The 12,627-nt window shown below is 63.7% G+C and carries 11 protein-coding genes and 1 riboswitch; of the genes, 4 read left to right on the top strand and 7 right to left on the bottom strand.

The window, feature by feature from the left end:
• Positions 1–99: 99 nt before the first annotated feature.
• From N1078_RS12735 to N1078_RS12720, 4 genes are all read right to left on the bottom strand, one after another.
• Positions 100–1,545, bottom strand: coding sequence for a SulP family inorganic anion transporter (locus N1078_RS12735; protein WP_274088542.1), 1,446 nt, complete (start codon positions 1,543–1,545; stop codon positions 100–102).
• Between the two features lie 127 nt (positions 1,546–1,672).
• On the bottom strand, positions 1,673–2,437 hold the full coding sequence (gene cobF / locus N1078_RS12730) for a precorrin-6A synthase (deacetylating) (protein ID WP_274088541.1): 765 nt from the start codon (positions 2,435–2,437) through the stop codon (positions 1,673–1,675).
• Positions 2,434–3,120 carry a vWA domain-containing protein gene (locus tag N1078_RS12725; RefSeq protein ID WP_274088558.1) on the bottom strand — a complete coding sequence of 229 codons (687 nt, stop codon included), beginning with the start codon at positions 3,118–3,120 and terminating at the stop codon, positions 2,434–2,436. Before N1078_RS12725 ends, cobF begins: the two co-directional genes overlap by 4 nt.
• 2 nt (positions 3,121–3,122) lie before the next feature.
• Complete coding sequence (locus N1078_RS12720; RefSeq protein WP_274088540.1) at positions 3,123–4,148, bottom strand: ATP-binding protein; 1,026 nt, start codon at positions 4,146–4,148, stop codon at positions 3,123–3,125.
• Positions 4,149–4,434: 286 nt separating this feature from the next.
• Here N1078_RS12720 and N1078_RS12715 point away from each other — a divergent pair, with 286 nt between their 5' ends.
• Both N1078_RS12715 and N1078_RS12710 read left to right on the top strand, forming a co-directional pair.
• Complete coding sequence (locus N1078_RS12715; protein ID WP_274088539.1) at positions 4,435–4,566, top strand: hypothetical protein; 132 nt, start codon at positions 4,435–4,437, stop codon at positions 4,564–4,566.
• Between the two features lie 291 nt (positions 4,567–4,857).
• Positions 4,858–5,934 (top strand): 3-deoxy-7-phosphoheptulonate synthase, encoded by a 1,077-nt coding sequence (locus N1078_RS12710; RefSeq protein WP_411912054.1) that lies wholly within the window; start codon positions 4,858–4,860, stop codon positions 5,932–5,934.
• 75 nt (positions 5,935–6,009) lie between these two features.
• On the opposite strand, the gene cobN is transcribed toward N1078_RS12710, so the two are convergent.
• Both cobN and cobW read right to left on the bottom strand, forming a co-directional pair.
• Complete coding sequence (cobN, locus tag N1078_RS12705; RefSeq protein WP_274088537.1) at positions 6,010–9,744, bottom strand: cobaltochelatase subunit CobN; 3,735 nt, start codon at positions 9,742–9,744, stop codon at positions 6,010–6,012.
• Between the two features lie 6 nt (positions 9,745–9,750).
• Positions 9,751–10,806, bottom strand: a complete 1,056-nt coding sequence (cobW, locus tag N1078_RS12700; RefSeq protein WP_274088536.1) for a cobalamin biosynthesis protein CobW — start codon at positions 10,804–10,806, stop codon at positions 9,751–9,753.
• A gap of 101 nt (positions 10,807–10,907) precedes the next feature.
• Positions 10,908–11,101: riboswitch (cobalamin riboswitch) on the bottom strand.
• 89 nt (positions 11,102–11,190) lie between these two features.
• Here cobW and N1078_RS12695 point away from each other — a divergent pair.
• Positions 11,191–11,628, top strand: a complete 438-nt coding sequence (locus N1078_RS12695) for a cobalamin biosynthesis protein (protein WP_274088535.1) — start codon at positions 11,191–11,193, stop codon at positions 11,626–11,628.
• On the top strand, positions 11,625–12,380 hold the full coding sequence (gene cobM / locus N1078_RS12690; protein WP_274088534.1) for a precorrin-4 C(11)-methyltransferase: 756 nt from the start codon (positions 11,625–11,627) through the stop codon (positions 12,378–12,380). The genes N1078_RS12695 and cobM overlap by 4 nt, the downstream gene beginning before the upstream one ends.
• A gap of 7 nt (positions 12,381–12,387) precedes the next feature.
• On the opposite strand, the gene N1078_RS12685 is transcribed toward cobM, so the two are convergent.
• Positions 12,388–12,618 (bottom strand): hypothetical protein, encoded by a 231-nt coding sequence (locus N1078_RS12685; RefSeq protein WP_274088533.1) that lies wholly within the window; start codon positions 12,616–12,618, stop codon positions 12,388–12,390.
• Positions 12,619–12,627: the final 9 nt, after the last annotated feature.

Genomic DNA, 12,627 nt, shown 5'->3' with positions numbered 1-12,627 from the left:
GGTTGAGCGCAGCGATACCCATCAGGGATTTTGACGTGACATAGATATTGGGTAGGGCACAGCGATGGGTATCGCTGCGCTCAACCCATCCTACGAGCATCAATCCTGATGCGTACCCGAGCGTTTAAGCAGTTGCTTGCAGCGTTCGGACAGGTGCAGTACGCGCAGGTGTTTGCCGGCTTTGCTGTAGCGTTCGCGCAGGGTTTTTAGCGCGGCGATGGCCGAGTAGTCGACAAAGCTCAGGTGCCGACAGTCCAGGGTGACCTCGGCCGGGTCATTGGCCGGGTCGAACTGGTTGAGAAAGGCCGTGGTCGAGGCGAAGAACAGCGTGCCGTGCAGGCTGTAGAGTTTGCTGCCGTCGGCCTGCAGATGGCTCTCGGCGTAGAGTTCGCGGGCGTGCTGCCAGGCGAAGTTGAGCGCGGCGATGATGATGCCGCAGAGCACGGCGGTGGCCAGGTCGGTGAACACGGTGATGGTGGTCACGGCGATGATCACCAACACATCGTTGCGCGGCACCTTGTGCAGCACCCGCAGCGAGGCCCAGGCGAAGGTCTGCTGCGACACCACGAACATCACCCCAACCAACGCAGCCAGCGGGATACGCTCGATCAGCGGCGAGAGAAACAGCACGAACAGCAGGATCATCACCCCGGCCACCACGCCAGAAAGGCGGCCACGCCCGCCGGAGCTGAGGTTGATCACGGTCTGCCCGATCATCGCGCAGCCGCCCATGCCGCCGAACAACCCGGAGGCCATATTGGCCGCGCCCAGGGTCACGCACTCACGGTCCGGGTAGCCACGGCTCTCGGTGATCTCGTCGGTCAGGTTCAGGGTCAGCAGGGTTTCCAGCAGGCCGACCAAGGCCATCAAGATCGCGTAGGGGGCGATGATGCGCAGGGTTTCCAGGGTCCAGGGCACTTGAGGCAAGGCAAACTCCGGCAGGCCGCCGGCAATCTGCGCCATATCGCCCAGGGTGTGGGTCGGCAGGCCGAGCAGGTAAACCGCCAGGCCCACACCGAGAATCGCCACCAGCGCTGGCGGCACGCTGCGGGTCAGGCGCGGCAGCAGGTAGACGATGGCCATGGTCAGCGCCACCAGCCCGAGCATCAGATATAGCGCATGGCCGCTGAGCCAGGCCTCACCCTCCTTGAAATGCTCCAGTTGGGCCAGGGCAATGATGATCGCCAGGCCGTTGACGAAGCCGAGCATCACCGAGTGCGGCACCATGCGGATCAGCTTGCCCAGGCGCAGCAGGCCGAAGGCGATCATCAGCAATCCGCCAAGCAACACGGTAGCGAGCAGGTACTGCGCGCCGTGTTGCACCACCAGCGCGATGATAACCACGGCCATCGATCCGGCAGCACCAGACACCATGCCCGGCCGCCCGCCAAACAGGGCAGTCAGGGTGCAGATGATAAAGGCGCCGTAGAGCCCCATCAGCGGGTTGAGCTGGGCGACCAGGGCGAAGGCGATGCACTCGGGCACCAGGGCGAACGAGGTGGTCAGCCCAGCCAGGACATCGGTGCGTAGACGTTGTACTTTCATAAATGGCCCAAAAGCCATGCCCTGTAAGGCGTGGCGAGATAACAAGGGCCGCGGATTTTACGGCCTCAAGGGTGATCCGGCCAGTTGTTGCTGGTATGCAGGACAGACGGCGCGTTTATCGGCCGGTTTAAGCGCCGAGCTTGCGCAGCAAATAACTATCCATAATCCAGCCATGCTGTTCGCGCAGCTGCGCGCGGCGGATGCGGATGGTGTCGGCGACTTCGCTTAGCGGGCCGGCGATCAGCACTTCGTCCGGAGTGCCGATATACGCGCCCCAATAGATATGCATGGGCTGGTCGACAAAGCGCTGATAGGTGTCCTGGGCGTCGAGCATCACCAGTACGCTGTCCACGCCCTCGGGAAAGCCGCCTTCAGCCAGGCGCCGCGCCGGGGTGATCTGGAAGGCCTGGCCGATGCTGTTAAAGCAGACCTTATGCTTGGCCGCCAAGGCTTGCAGGCTGGTGATGCCGGGGATGACTTCGTATTCGATCTGCTGACTGCTGTTGGCGACGATCTGTTCGACGATGCGCAGGGTGCTGTCGTACAGCGCCGGGTCGCCCCAGACCAGGAAAGCCCCGGTTTCGCCATCGCTCATCTGCTCGCGAATCATACCCTCGAACACCTGCTGCTTGTCCTGATTCAGGTCGACCACACTGCCGTGATAGTCCGGCACATCGCGCACCCGCTCCGGGCACTCGGCGCTGGCAAAGCGGTAGTCGCGGCCCTGGATAAAGCGCTCGCAGATGGTCTTGCGCAGGCCGATCAGGCTGTCCTTGGCGTTGCCCTTGTCCATCAGGAAGAATACGTCCGTGCGGTTCAGCGCGTTGATCGCCTGCACGGTCAGGTAGTCCGGGTCGCCGGCACCGATGCCGATTATCAACAGGGTTTTCATAAGGCTGTCTCCAGGCTGCCAGCTAACAGCGGCAGCGAATCGATATGTCGGTAATCGGCGCCCAGCTCAGCGGCCAGTTGGCGGGCGCGGCCGAGGCGGATCGGCGCGCTTTCAATGTCCACCAGCAGCGCCGGGCAGACACTTGGCGCTAACGCCGGCCAGTCGCGCAGACGGCCATCGGTGATGATCAACAACCGCTGAGTTTCGCCTGGGTGTAAGCGCTGCCGCCGCGCCTGCCAGTCGGCGGCCTGCTGTAAGGCGGCAAGCAACGGCGTACCGCCGCCTGCGCCCAGCTCGGCGAGCCATTGTTGCAACGCCTGAGAGGCTTTCTGACCCTGCCACAACCATTGCGCCTGGCGGCCGGTGGCGTGCAGCAAGGCCAGCCGCGCACGTTGCCGGCGTGCCTGCTCGAACACTTCACTGAGCAAGCCCTTGGCTTTGCTTAGCGCGCCATGCCGGCGGGTCGAGGCTGAGGCATCGACGATTACCAGCCAAAGTTCAGCCGGCTTGGCGCTGCGCGGGCGCAATACGAGATCCTGTCGAGTACGCGGACGCCCTTTAAGCAGGCTCGCCGGCCAGTCGATACCACCTATCGCACCACTGCGACTGGCACCGTGGCGACCATTGCCGAGTGTGCCGGGAGCGGCCCGGGCATCCGCGCCTGAGGCTGTGCGCGGGCGGATGCTTAGGGCTTTTTTGTCCAGCGTGGCGGTTCACGCCGAACGCCTGCGCTTTGCACTTGGGCGGGTAATTCGCCCCACTGGCCTTCGCCTTGCGGCGCTTGTGGCTGTTCGCTGGACGCGCTGTTGTTTGCCTGAGATTCGGGCTGAGAGTGTGGCGGCTGCGCGGCTGGCGGCGGATTGTGACGGCGACGGTGGCGCAGAACAAAGTCCGCGACTGCGTCTATATCCTCGGCCGCAATCTGCTCGACGCCACGCCAGGCGGCATGGGCCCGAGCCGCGCGCAGCCAGACCAGATCGGCGCGCAAACCATCGACCGCAGCAGCAAAGCAGCGCTGGCTGATTTGCTCCAATGCAGCGTCATCCAGCGGAATTGCCGCCAGCCGCGCACGGGCGCTCTGGCAGCGTTCGCTTAGCTCATCCTGCTGGGTCTGCCAGCGCTGCAGAAAGGCCTGCGGGTCGGCATCGAAGGCCAGGCGGCGGCGGACAATTTCGGCACGCTGCGCCGGTTGCGGCTGCGCATCCATAGCCAGGTTAAGGCCGAAGCGATCCAGCAGTTGCGGGCGCAACTCGCCTTCTTCCGCGTTCATGGTGCCGATCAACATAAAGCGCGCGGCGTGCCGATGGGAGATGCCGTCGCGCTCGATATGGTTGACCCCACTGGCGGCGGCATCCAGCAGCAGATCAACCAGGTGATCGGGCAGCAGGTTGACCTCATCGACATACAGCACGCCGCCATTGGCCTTGGCCAACAGGCCGGGGGAAAACTGCGCGCGGCCCTCGCCCAGCGCAGCATCCAGATCGAGGGTACCGACGATGCGCTCCTCACTCGCGCCCAAGGGCAAGGTGACAAAGGTGCCACTGGCCAGCAGGTCGGCCAAGCCACGGGCCAGGGTCGATTTAGCCATGCCGCGCGGGCCTTCGATCAGCACGCCACCAATCGCCGGATCAATCGCCGCCAGGCACAGCGCCAGTTTCAGGTCGTCTGCGCCGACCACAGCGGCGAGAGGGAAATGGGCGGTATCGGTCATGGCGCAATCCGGCTGGGCAAAGGCCGGCATTGTAACAGCGGGTCGTCGAATCCCATTGCGCTGTTCTGCTATGGCCGGCGGTTGGGCAAGGCGGGCGCGTGGCGAAACTCAGGCGCTAACCCCAGGCATCAGCGAACGAAATGCGGCATACGTCAGTGCAGAACGGATGAAAAAAACATTATCTACACCTGAGTAAAAACCCTCGGCAAGCGCTTTAGCGCGCGCCTAGGGCTTGCAATCGCCCCGCCCCCTGAATTACCTTCAGGACCATTCAACGGAGCTTTCCATGTCGCCAACCCTGATCCTGAACAGCACTCGCCTCGATGCAGCCTGCATCGTCATCGCGCGTGCCCAGGCGTCTGTGATGGCGGCCGCTGCGTATTTTTATGGGTATTGGTTTAGCCATAGGCGCGCCTGATACCCCACAGGCGCCCTAGCAACTCAGGGTCGCCACCAGACAGTTTCTCGAAACCCCCGGTCGGCCTCCCGACCGGGGGTTTTGTTTTTCCGGCTCACATATTTTGCACAGAGGATTTCAGCATGACCGCCTATATCAACTGCATCACCTACCAAACCTATTACCGCTACGACTGGCGATTTACCAGCGGCTGCGCCGCGCAACCGCTCAATCGAACACCCCATCGCCCCAGTTAGCACGCCGCGCGCGGTAACGTCCGCGCCGGCCGAGGAAACCAGCATGTCCGTAGCCATTAACACCAGCTCCACCGCTAAATCCGCCGATCTGCACCTGGTCGAAACAAAGACCCGCCGCCAGACCTCGCCACTGCCCAGCGCCGCCCAGTTGCGCGAACAGCTGCCCCTCTCTGCCGCTCTGGCGCGCCAGGTGCAGCAACAACGCCAGGCCATCCGCGCCATTCTCGACGGTCACGACCCGCGCCTGCTGGTAGTCGTTGGCCCCTGCTCCCTGCACGACGATGCCGCCGTACTCGAATACGCTGAGCGCCTGGCCGCCCTCAGCCAACGGGTAGGTGATCGCCTGCTGCTGGTGATGCGCGCCTACGTCGAAAAACCGCGCACCACGGTGGGCTGGAAGGGGCTGGTGTACGACCCGGGGCTGGATGGCAGCGGCGACATGACTGAAGGATTGCGGCGCTCGCGGCAGCTGATGCTGCGCCTGCTGGAACTGGGCCTACCGCTGGCCAGTGAAATTCTGCAACCGCTGGTGGCCGGCTACTTCGACGACCTGCTCGGCTGGGCGGCGATTGGCGCACGCACCAGCGAATCCCAAGTACACCGCGAGCTGGTCAGCGGCCTTGAGATGCCAGTGGGCTTCAAGAACGGCACCGATGGCAGCCTCGGTATCGCCTGCGACGCCATGCGCTCCGCGGCGTATGCCCATCAGCACTTCGGCGTCGATGGTCACGGCCGCCCGGCGCTGGTACAGACCCACGGCAACCCGGACACCCATCTAGTGCTGCGCGGCGGCCATGGCGGGCCGAACTACGACGCTGCCAGCATCGCCACCGCGCGCGCCGAGCTGGAGCGCCAAGGCATAACGCCACGGATCATGGTCGACTGCAGCCACGCCAACAGCGGCAAAAACCCACTGCGCCAGCCCGAGGTGCTACGCAGCATGCTCGATCAACGCCTGGCCGGCGACACGGCCCTGCGCGCGGTGATGATCGAAAGCCACTTGTTCGATGGTGCGCAAAGCCTCGGCGGCGAACTGCGCTACGGCGTGTCGATCACCGATGCTTGCCTCGGCTGGGACGGCACCGAACGCATGCTGGTCAACGCCGCCGTACGCATGCGCGATCTGGTTTAACCCAACCGGTTCGCGGCTAAAGCCCCTCCCACAGAACTAGCTGCTCCGTGGGAGGGGCTTTAGCCGCGAGGTTTTTTAAGACTCTTCGCTGTCGATCAGCAGGTTTTCCAGGGTCTCGCGGTACTCGCCCGGCTCCTGCCAGAGGCCCCTCTGTTGGGCTTCGAGCAAGCGTTCGATGATGTCCTGTAGGGCGCCAGGGTTGTGCTGCTGGATAAAGTCGCGGGTGCTTTTGTCGAGCAGATAGGCATCGGTGAGCAGCGCGTACTGGTGGTCGTCGACCAGTTCGCTGGTGGCGTCGAAGGCGAACAGATAGTCGATGGTCGCCGCTAACTCGAACGCGCCTTTGTAGCCGTGGCGCTTCATGCCCTCGATCCACTTGGGGTTGGCCGCGCGGGCGCGCACCACGCGGTTGAGCTCTTCCTTCAAGGTGCGGATGCGCGGGGTATCCGGCTGGCTGTTGTCGCCGTGGTAGCTGGCCACCTTGGCGCCGCGCAGGGTTTCCACCGCCGCGAGCATGCCGCCCTGAAACTGGTAGTAGTCGTTGGAGTCGAGGATGTCGTGTTCGCGGTTGTCCTGGTTGTGCAGCACCGCCTGCATCTGCTCCAGACGCTCGGCGAACTGCGCCCGCGCCGGGGTGCCTTCGCTGTGTTTGCCGTAGGCGTAGCCGCCCCAGTTCAGGTAGACCTCGGCCAGGTCCTCGCGGGTTTGCCACAGGCGTTCTTCGATGGCGTTCTGCACGCCTGCGCCATAAGCCCCCGGCTTGGAGCCGAACACTCGCCAGCCCGCCTGTTTGCGCGCCTCGGCTTCGTCCAGGCCGCTGTCCTGCAGGGTAAGCGATTCACGCCAGACCCGCGCCGACAGCGGGTTCATGTCCTCCGGCTCGTCGAGATCAACCACCGCCTGCACGGCATCATCGAACAGCCGAATCAGGTTGCTGAAGGCATCGCGGAAGAACCCGGAAACGCGCAAGGTCACGTCCACGCGAGGGCGGCCAAGTTGCGTCAACGGCAGCACCTCGAAGCGTTCAACGCGCTGGCTGCCGGCCTGCCACACCGGGCGCACGCCCATCAGCGCCAGGGCTTGGGCCATGTCATCACCGCCGGTGCGCATGGTCGCCGTGCCCCACATCGACAGGCCGAGCTGGCGCAGGTGGTCGCCGTGATCCTGCAAATGCCGTTCAAGCAGACGATCCGCCGCTTGCACACCGATGCGCCAGGCCGTCGGCGTGGGCAGGTTGCGCACATCAACGCTGTAGAAATTGCGCCCAGTGGGCAGTACATCCAGACGCCCGCGACTCGGCGCGCCACTCGGCCCAGCTGGGACAAACCGCCCGCTCAGCGCCGATAACAAACCGTGCATCTCGGCATCGCCGCAGGCATCCAGCAGTGGCGCAATCTGCTCACGCAAACGCTGCAGTACTTGGCGACTTTGCCCGCCCACGGCTTCGACATCCGCTGACTCAATCAGGCGCAGGGCCAACAGCTCCAAAAGCTCGCGGGTATCGCCGGCACTGCGCCAGGCCTCATCGCTTAACCCAGCCAACAGCGCCGGACGCGGGCCCAGCCAGGGCGCGGCCATATCGCAGTCGAGCGGGTCGAAGCCCAGCTGCAGATCGCTGGCCAAGGCGCGCAGCAGGCTGGCATTGCCGCCCTGGCCATCGCCACGGGGAATGCGCAGCAGCGCCAGCAAGGTATCGCGGCGCAGCGTGCCGGCCGGTGATTCGCCAAATACATGCAGGCCATCGCGGATCTGCGATTCCTTCAAATCGCATAAATAGGCGTCGAGCTGCGGCAGCCAGCTATTGGGATCTTCGTTAAGTTGCAGGCCCAGTTCGCGATCCAGACTGGCCTCGCGCACCTTGAGCAGAATCTCGCCACGCAGTTCGGCGGCGCGGCGCAGATCGAGCTGGCTGGCCTCGTAATACTCGTCGGCCAGACGCTCCAGATCACGCAGCGGGCCGTAGCTTTCGGCGCGGGTCAGCGGTGGCATCAGGTGGTCGATGATCACCGCCTGGGTGCGCCGCTTGGCCTGCGCGCCCTCACCCGGATCATTGACGATAAACGGGTAGATATTCGGCAGCGGACCAAGAATCGCGCTCGGCCAGCATTGTTCCGACAGGCCGACGCTCTTGCCCGGCAGCCATTCCAGGTTGCCGTGCTTGCCGACGTGGATCACGGCATCGGCAGCAAAAACTCTGCGCAACCAGCAGTAAAACGCCAAGTAGCCGTGCGGCGGCACCAGATCGGGGTCGTGATACACCGCCGCTGCATCCAGCTGATAACCACGCGCCGGCTGGATGCCGACAAAAGTCAGGCCGAAGCGCAGGCCGGCGATCATCAACCGCCCTCCTCGGAACATCGGATCACGTTCCGGTCCGCCCCAGCGTTCACGCACCGCCTGCTGGTTGGCCGCCGGCAGACTGTGGAAAAACGCCAGGTACTCATCCAGCGCCAGGCTCTGCGCGCAGGGTCGTGCGTCGAGGCTGTCCAGATCATTGGTCACGCCGCCGAGCAGCTGGTGGATCAGCGCGGTGCCGCTGTCGGGCAACCCTGCAACCGGGTAGCCCTGCTGTTGCAGCGCCTTGAGGATATTCAGCGCCGCCGCCGGGGTATCCAAGCCAACGCCATTGCCGATGCGCCCATCGCGAGTCGGGTAGTTGGCCAGCACCAGAGCGATGCGCTTGTCGGCGTTGGCCTTGTCGGCCAGGGCGATCCAGTTGCGCGCCAGCTCAGCGACAAAATCCATTCCCGCTAAATGCGGCTGATAACACACCACATCGCTCTGGCTGCGCTCACTGCGCCAGGCCAGGCCCTTGAAGCTGATCGGCTGGGTAATCAGGCGGCCATCCAGCTCGGGCAACACGACATGCATGGCCAGGTCGCGCGAGCCCAGACCTTGGGCGCTGGCTTGCCATTGCTCATGGTTATCCAGCGAGCAAATGGCTTGCAGTACCGGGATATCGCGGCGGAAAGGTCGCTCGCTCGGTGCTTCCGGGTTGGATAAGGCGAACGCGGTGGTGTTGATGATCAGCGCCGTGCCGGTGTCGTCCAGCCAGGTTTCGACCTGGGCCAGGCAGGCGGCCTCCTTGAGGCTGGCCACGGCAATCGGCAGCGGGTTGAGGCCTTGAGCCTGCAGGCGCTGACAGAACACATCGATAAAGCCGGTGTTCGCCGCCTGCACTTGAGTGCGATAAAACAGCAGCGCCACCACCGGCGCAGTCGCTTGCCAATTAGCCTGCCAGTCGGCCAAAACCGCGCGGGCCTGCTGCGGGTGATAGAGGCCCACGCGCGGCAACAGCTGCGGCTCGCCCCAGACATAGTCACGCTGCAGCCACTGGCTGGCGATGCAATTGAACAGCTGCCGCGCATTCTGCGCGCCGCCCTGACGGAGGAACTGCCAGAGCCGCTCGGCCTCAGCCAGCGGTACAGTGCTCAAGCCCATCAGCTCAGGGTCGGGATTGTCGCAGCCGGGCACCATGATCACCCGCGCACCGCGCTCGGCCAGCTCAACCAAACGCTCGATGCCGTAGCGCCAGTAACTGACGCCGCCGTGCACGGCAATCAGGATCACCTTGGCGTGTTGCAGCACCTGCTCGACATAGAGGTCCACCGAGGCGTGATTGCTCAACTGCGCCGGGCTGGCCAGACGCAGGCTGGGATAATCCTCGGGTAACTGCCGCGCCACCTCAGCCAACAGCGACAACTGTGAATCGCCGGTGCAGAGAATCACCAGCTCGGCCGGTGTCTGGCCGAGGTCGGCGATGCTGTCGACCGGTACTTGGCTGCCGGGCTGGGTGCGGATTAGATGCATGGGGGCTTAGTTCGCCAATGCCGCCTGCAATTCAGCGCTGATGACAGCCTGATCAAGATGCTGACCAATCACGATCAAGCGGCTGACCCGCACTTCGTCAGCCTGCCAGGCGCGGTCGAAGTGTTTGTCGAAGCGCTGGCCAACACCTTGCAGCAACAAACGCATCGGTTTGCCGGGAATCGCCGCGAAACCCTTGATGCGCAGGACGCCATGCTTGGCTACTGCGTCCTTCAATGCGCCCAGCAAGCGTGCTTCCTCGGCCTCCGGTAGTTCCACGTGGAACGAGTCGAATTCGTCGTGATCGTGCTCTTCATGGCCTTCCAGGTCATGGTGGGTCTTGCGGCCTTCGATGTGCAGCTCGGTTTCGCAGTTGAGGCCCAACAGCACGTTCAGCGGCAGTTCACCGCCATGGGCTTCGATGATTTTCACTGCCGGCGGCAACTCTTCCGCCACTTCGGCGCGCACCGCCGCCAGGGCGGCGGCGTCGAGCAAGTCGGCTTTATTGAGGATCACCAGGTCAGCGCTGGCCAACTGATCTGCGAACAGCTCATGCAGCGGCGATTCGTGGTCGAGGTTTGGGTCAAGCTTGCGCTGCTGATCGACCTGGTCAGGGAAAGCGGCGAAGGTACCGGCGGCCACGGCTGGGCTGTCGACCACGGTGATCACCGCATCAACGGTGCAGGCGTTACGGATTTCCGGCCAGTTGAACGCCTGCACCAGCGGCTTGGGCAGGGCCAGGCCGGAGGTTTCAATCAGGATATGGTCGAGTTCACCACGGCGCGCCACTAACTCGCGCATCACCGGGAAGAACTCTTCCTGCACGGTGCAACACAGGCAACCGTTGGCCAGCTCATAGACGCGGCCATTAGCCTCTTCTTCGCTGCAACCGATGGAGCACTGCTTGAGGATTTCGCCATCAATACCCAGCTCGCCGAACTCGTTGACGATCACCGCGATACGCCGACCGCCCGCGTTTTCCAGCATGTGGCGCAGCAAGGTGGTTTTACCGGCACCGAGAAAGCCGGTGACGATGGTGACGGGAAGTTTGCCGAGGGTTTGCATGGCGAGTCCTGCGTGACGTCGAAAGAAAGACGAGCAGGAGGCGGCACAGACATGACAGCCACGGGGCGTCAGCCAACACCACCGGATCACCCCGCCCGGTTGTCGAAAGCGTGACGAGGCAGGTCTCCTGGCTCACGATCTGCGCGCTGCGCGACCCTTCACCTTCCCGCCTGCGGCAGTGGTGTATCGAAGGGCTTTCGACCGTTCACAGTTGCGGGGGCAGCCAAGGCATTCACCTTGTTCCCTCTTAGCTTCAGCGGCAGAGCCGCGAAGAACCTCGAACGCGCCAAGGCTACGCAGACCATGACGGCCGGTCAATCACGGTTGACCGCTAAGAGCCGCCATGATCAGCTACGCCGCCGCAGAAACCGAGCGCCGTAGATCATGCCCAGCCCTGTCGATAATTGCCCCGCCGCTATTCAAGTGGTCGCCGGGCTCGGCTGTCGCAGCGGCTGCAGTATGGAAGATTTGCTCAGCCTGCTGCTGCACAGCTTGCAGGCACATGGCCTGACTGTGGATAACTTGGCGGGGCTGGCGAGCATCGCGCACAAGCGTGACGAGCCGGGTCTGCAGGCACTGGCCAATCGCCTCGGCCTGCAGCTGAGCCTTTTCAACTCGGCAGAACTGCAGCCCTATCAACCAGACGTGCAAAGCTCGCCGATTACCCTGGCCGCCACCGGCAGCCCGGCAGTCGCGGAACCCTGCGCCCTGGCGCTGGCCGAACGCCTGGGCGGCCAACCGGCCCGACTGCTTGGCGAAAAAACCCGCAACGCCAGTGCCACCTGCGCGCTGGCGTCGATTGCACCCAAGGATGTGTCATGACCGTCTACTTTATCGGTGCCGGCCCCGGCGACCCCGAGCTGATCACCGTCAAAGGCCAGCGCCTGCTACGCAGCTGCCCGGTAATTCTCTACGCCGGCTCGCTGGTGCCGGCAGCGGTGCTGGAAGGCCATAACGCTGAGCAGGTGGTGAACACGGCTGAGCTGCACCTGGATGAAATTATCGAGCTGATTGCCCAGGCGCACAGCAAAGGCCAGGACGTGGCCCGCGTGCATTCCGGCGACCCGTCGCTATATGGCGCGATTGGCGAACAGATCCGCCACCTGCGTCGGCTGGAAATTCCCTTCCAGATCATTCCCGGCGTTACGGCGACCGCTGCTTGCGCCGCCCTGCTGGAAAGCGAGCTGACCCTGCCCCAGGTGTCGCAGACACTGATTCTCACGCGCTACGCGAGCAAATCGAATATGCCCGAGGGCGAGGCGCTGGGCGACCTGGCCCGTCACGGCGCGACCATGGCTATCCACCTGGGCGTGGTGCACCTGAGCAAGATCGTCACTGAGCTGCTGCCGCATTACGGCGCGGATTGCCCGATTGCCGTGGTACATCGCGCCAGCTGGCCGGACCAGGATTGGGTCAGCGGCACGCTCGCCACCATCGAAGAACAGGTGCGCGCCAAGGGCTTTCGCCGTACTGCACTGATCCTCGTCGGCCGTGTGCTGCACGCCGAACAGTTCGCCGACTCGGCGCTATACAACGCCGAGCATCGCCACCTGTTCAGGTCAGCGGACGATTAACAGGCTGCTAGAGATGAATCTCCGCAGCCTTGATCCCCAGTAACCGCAGCTCTTCGATCAAACCATTGAGGTCAGCGAAGGACTCCACCTGCTCCTGGTCATCAACCAGAAAGAAGCTGGTGCCTGCGCCTTTCTTCAACATCACAATCCATTCCCGGGTATTGGCCGGGTTGACGATGATATGCGTATCAAAGACTCCACCCTGAGCCTGCTTATTCTTTATATCTTCACGTTTCATCAGCTCGCC

Origin of the sequence: Pseudomonas sp. MIL19, from assembly GCF_028680365.1 — a bacterium.
In the GTDB taxonomy this organism is placed as follows: domain Bacteria; phylum Pseudomonadota; class Gammaproteobacteria; order Pseudomonadales; family Pseudomonadaceae; genus Aquipseudomonas; species Aquipseudomonas spirodelae.
This window is presented reverse-complemented; position numbering and strand designations above follow the sequence as displayed.

Excerpts from the sequence above, each read along its gene's own strand:
- cobN (WP_274088537.1), bottom strand. The coding sequence starts at position 9,744 with ATGCATCTAATCCGCACCCAGCCCGGCAGCCAAGTACCGGTCGACAGC.
- cobF (WP_274088541.1), bottom strand. The coding sequence starts at position 2,437 with ATGAAAACCCTGTTGATAATCGGCATCGGTGCCGGCGACCCGGACTAC.
- N1078_RS12685 (WP_274088533.1), bottom strand. The coding sequence starts at position 12,618 with ATGAAACGTGAAGATATAAAGAATAAGCAGGCTCAGGGTGGAGTCTTT.
- N1078_RS12720 (WP_274088540.1), bottom strand. The coding sequence starts at position 4,148 with ATGACCGATACCGCCCATTTCCCTCTCGCCGCTGTGGTCGGCGCAGAC.
- N1078_RS12715 (WP_274088539.1), top strand. The coding sequence starts at position 4,435 with ATGTCGCCAACCCTGATCCTGAACAGCACTCGCCTCGATGCAGCCTGC.
- cobW (WP_274088536.1), bottom strand. The coding sequence starts at position 10,806 with ATGCAAACCCTCGGCAAACTTCCCGTCACCATCGTCACCGGCTTTCTC.
- cobM (WP_274088534.1), top strand. The coding sequence starts at position 11,625 with ATGACCGTCTACTTTATCGGTGCCGGCCCCGGCGACCCCGAGCTGATC.
- N1078_RS12735 (WP_274088542.1), bottom strand. The coding sequence starts at position 1,545 with ATGAAAGTACAACGTCTACGCACCGATGTCCTGGCTGGGCTGACCACC.
- N1078_RS12695 (WP_274088535.1), top strand. The coding sequence starts at position 11,191 with ATGCCCAGCCCTGTCGATAATTGCCCCGCCGCTATTCAAGTGGTCGCC.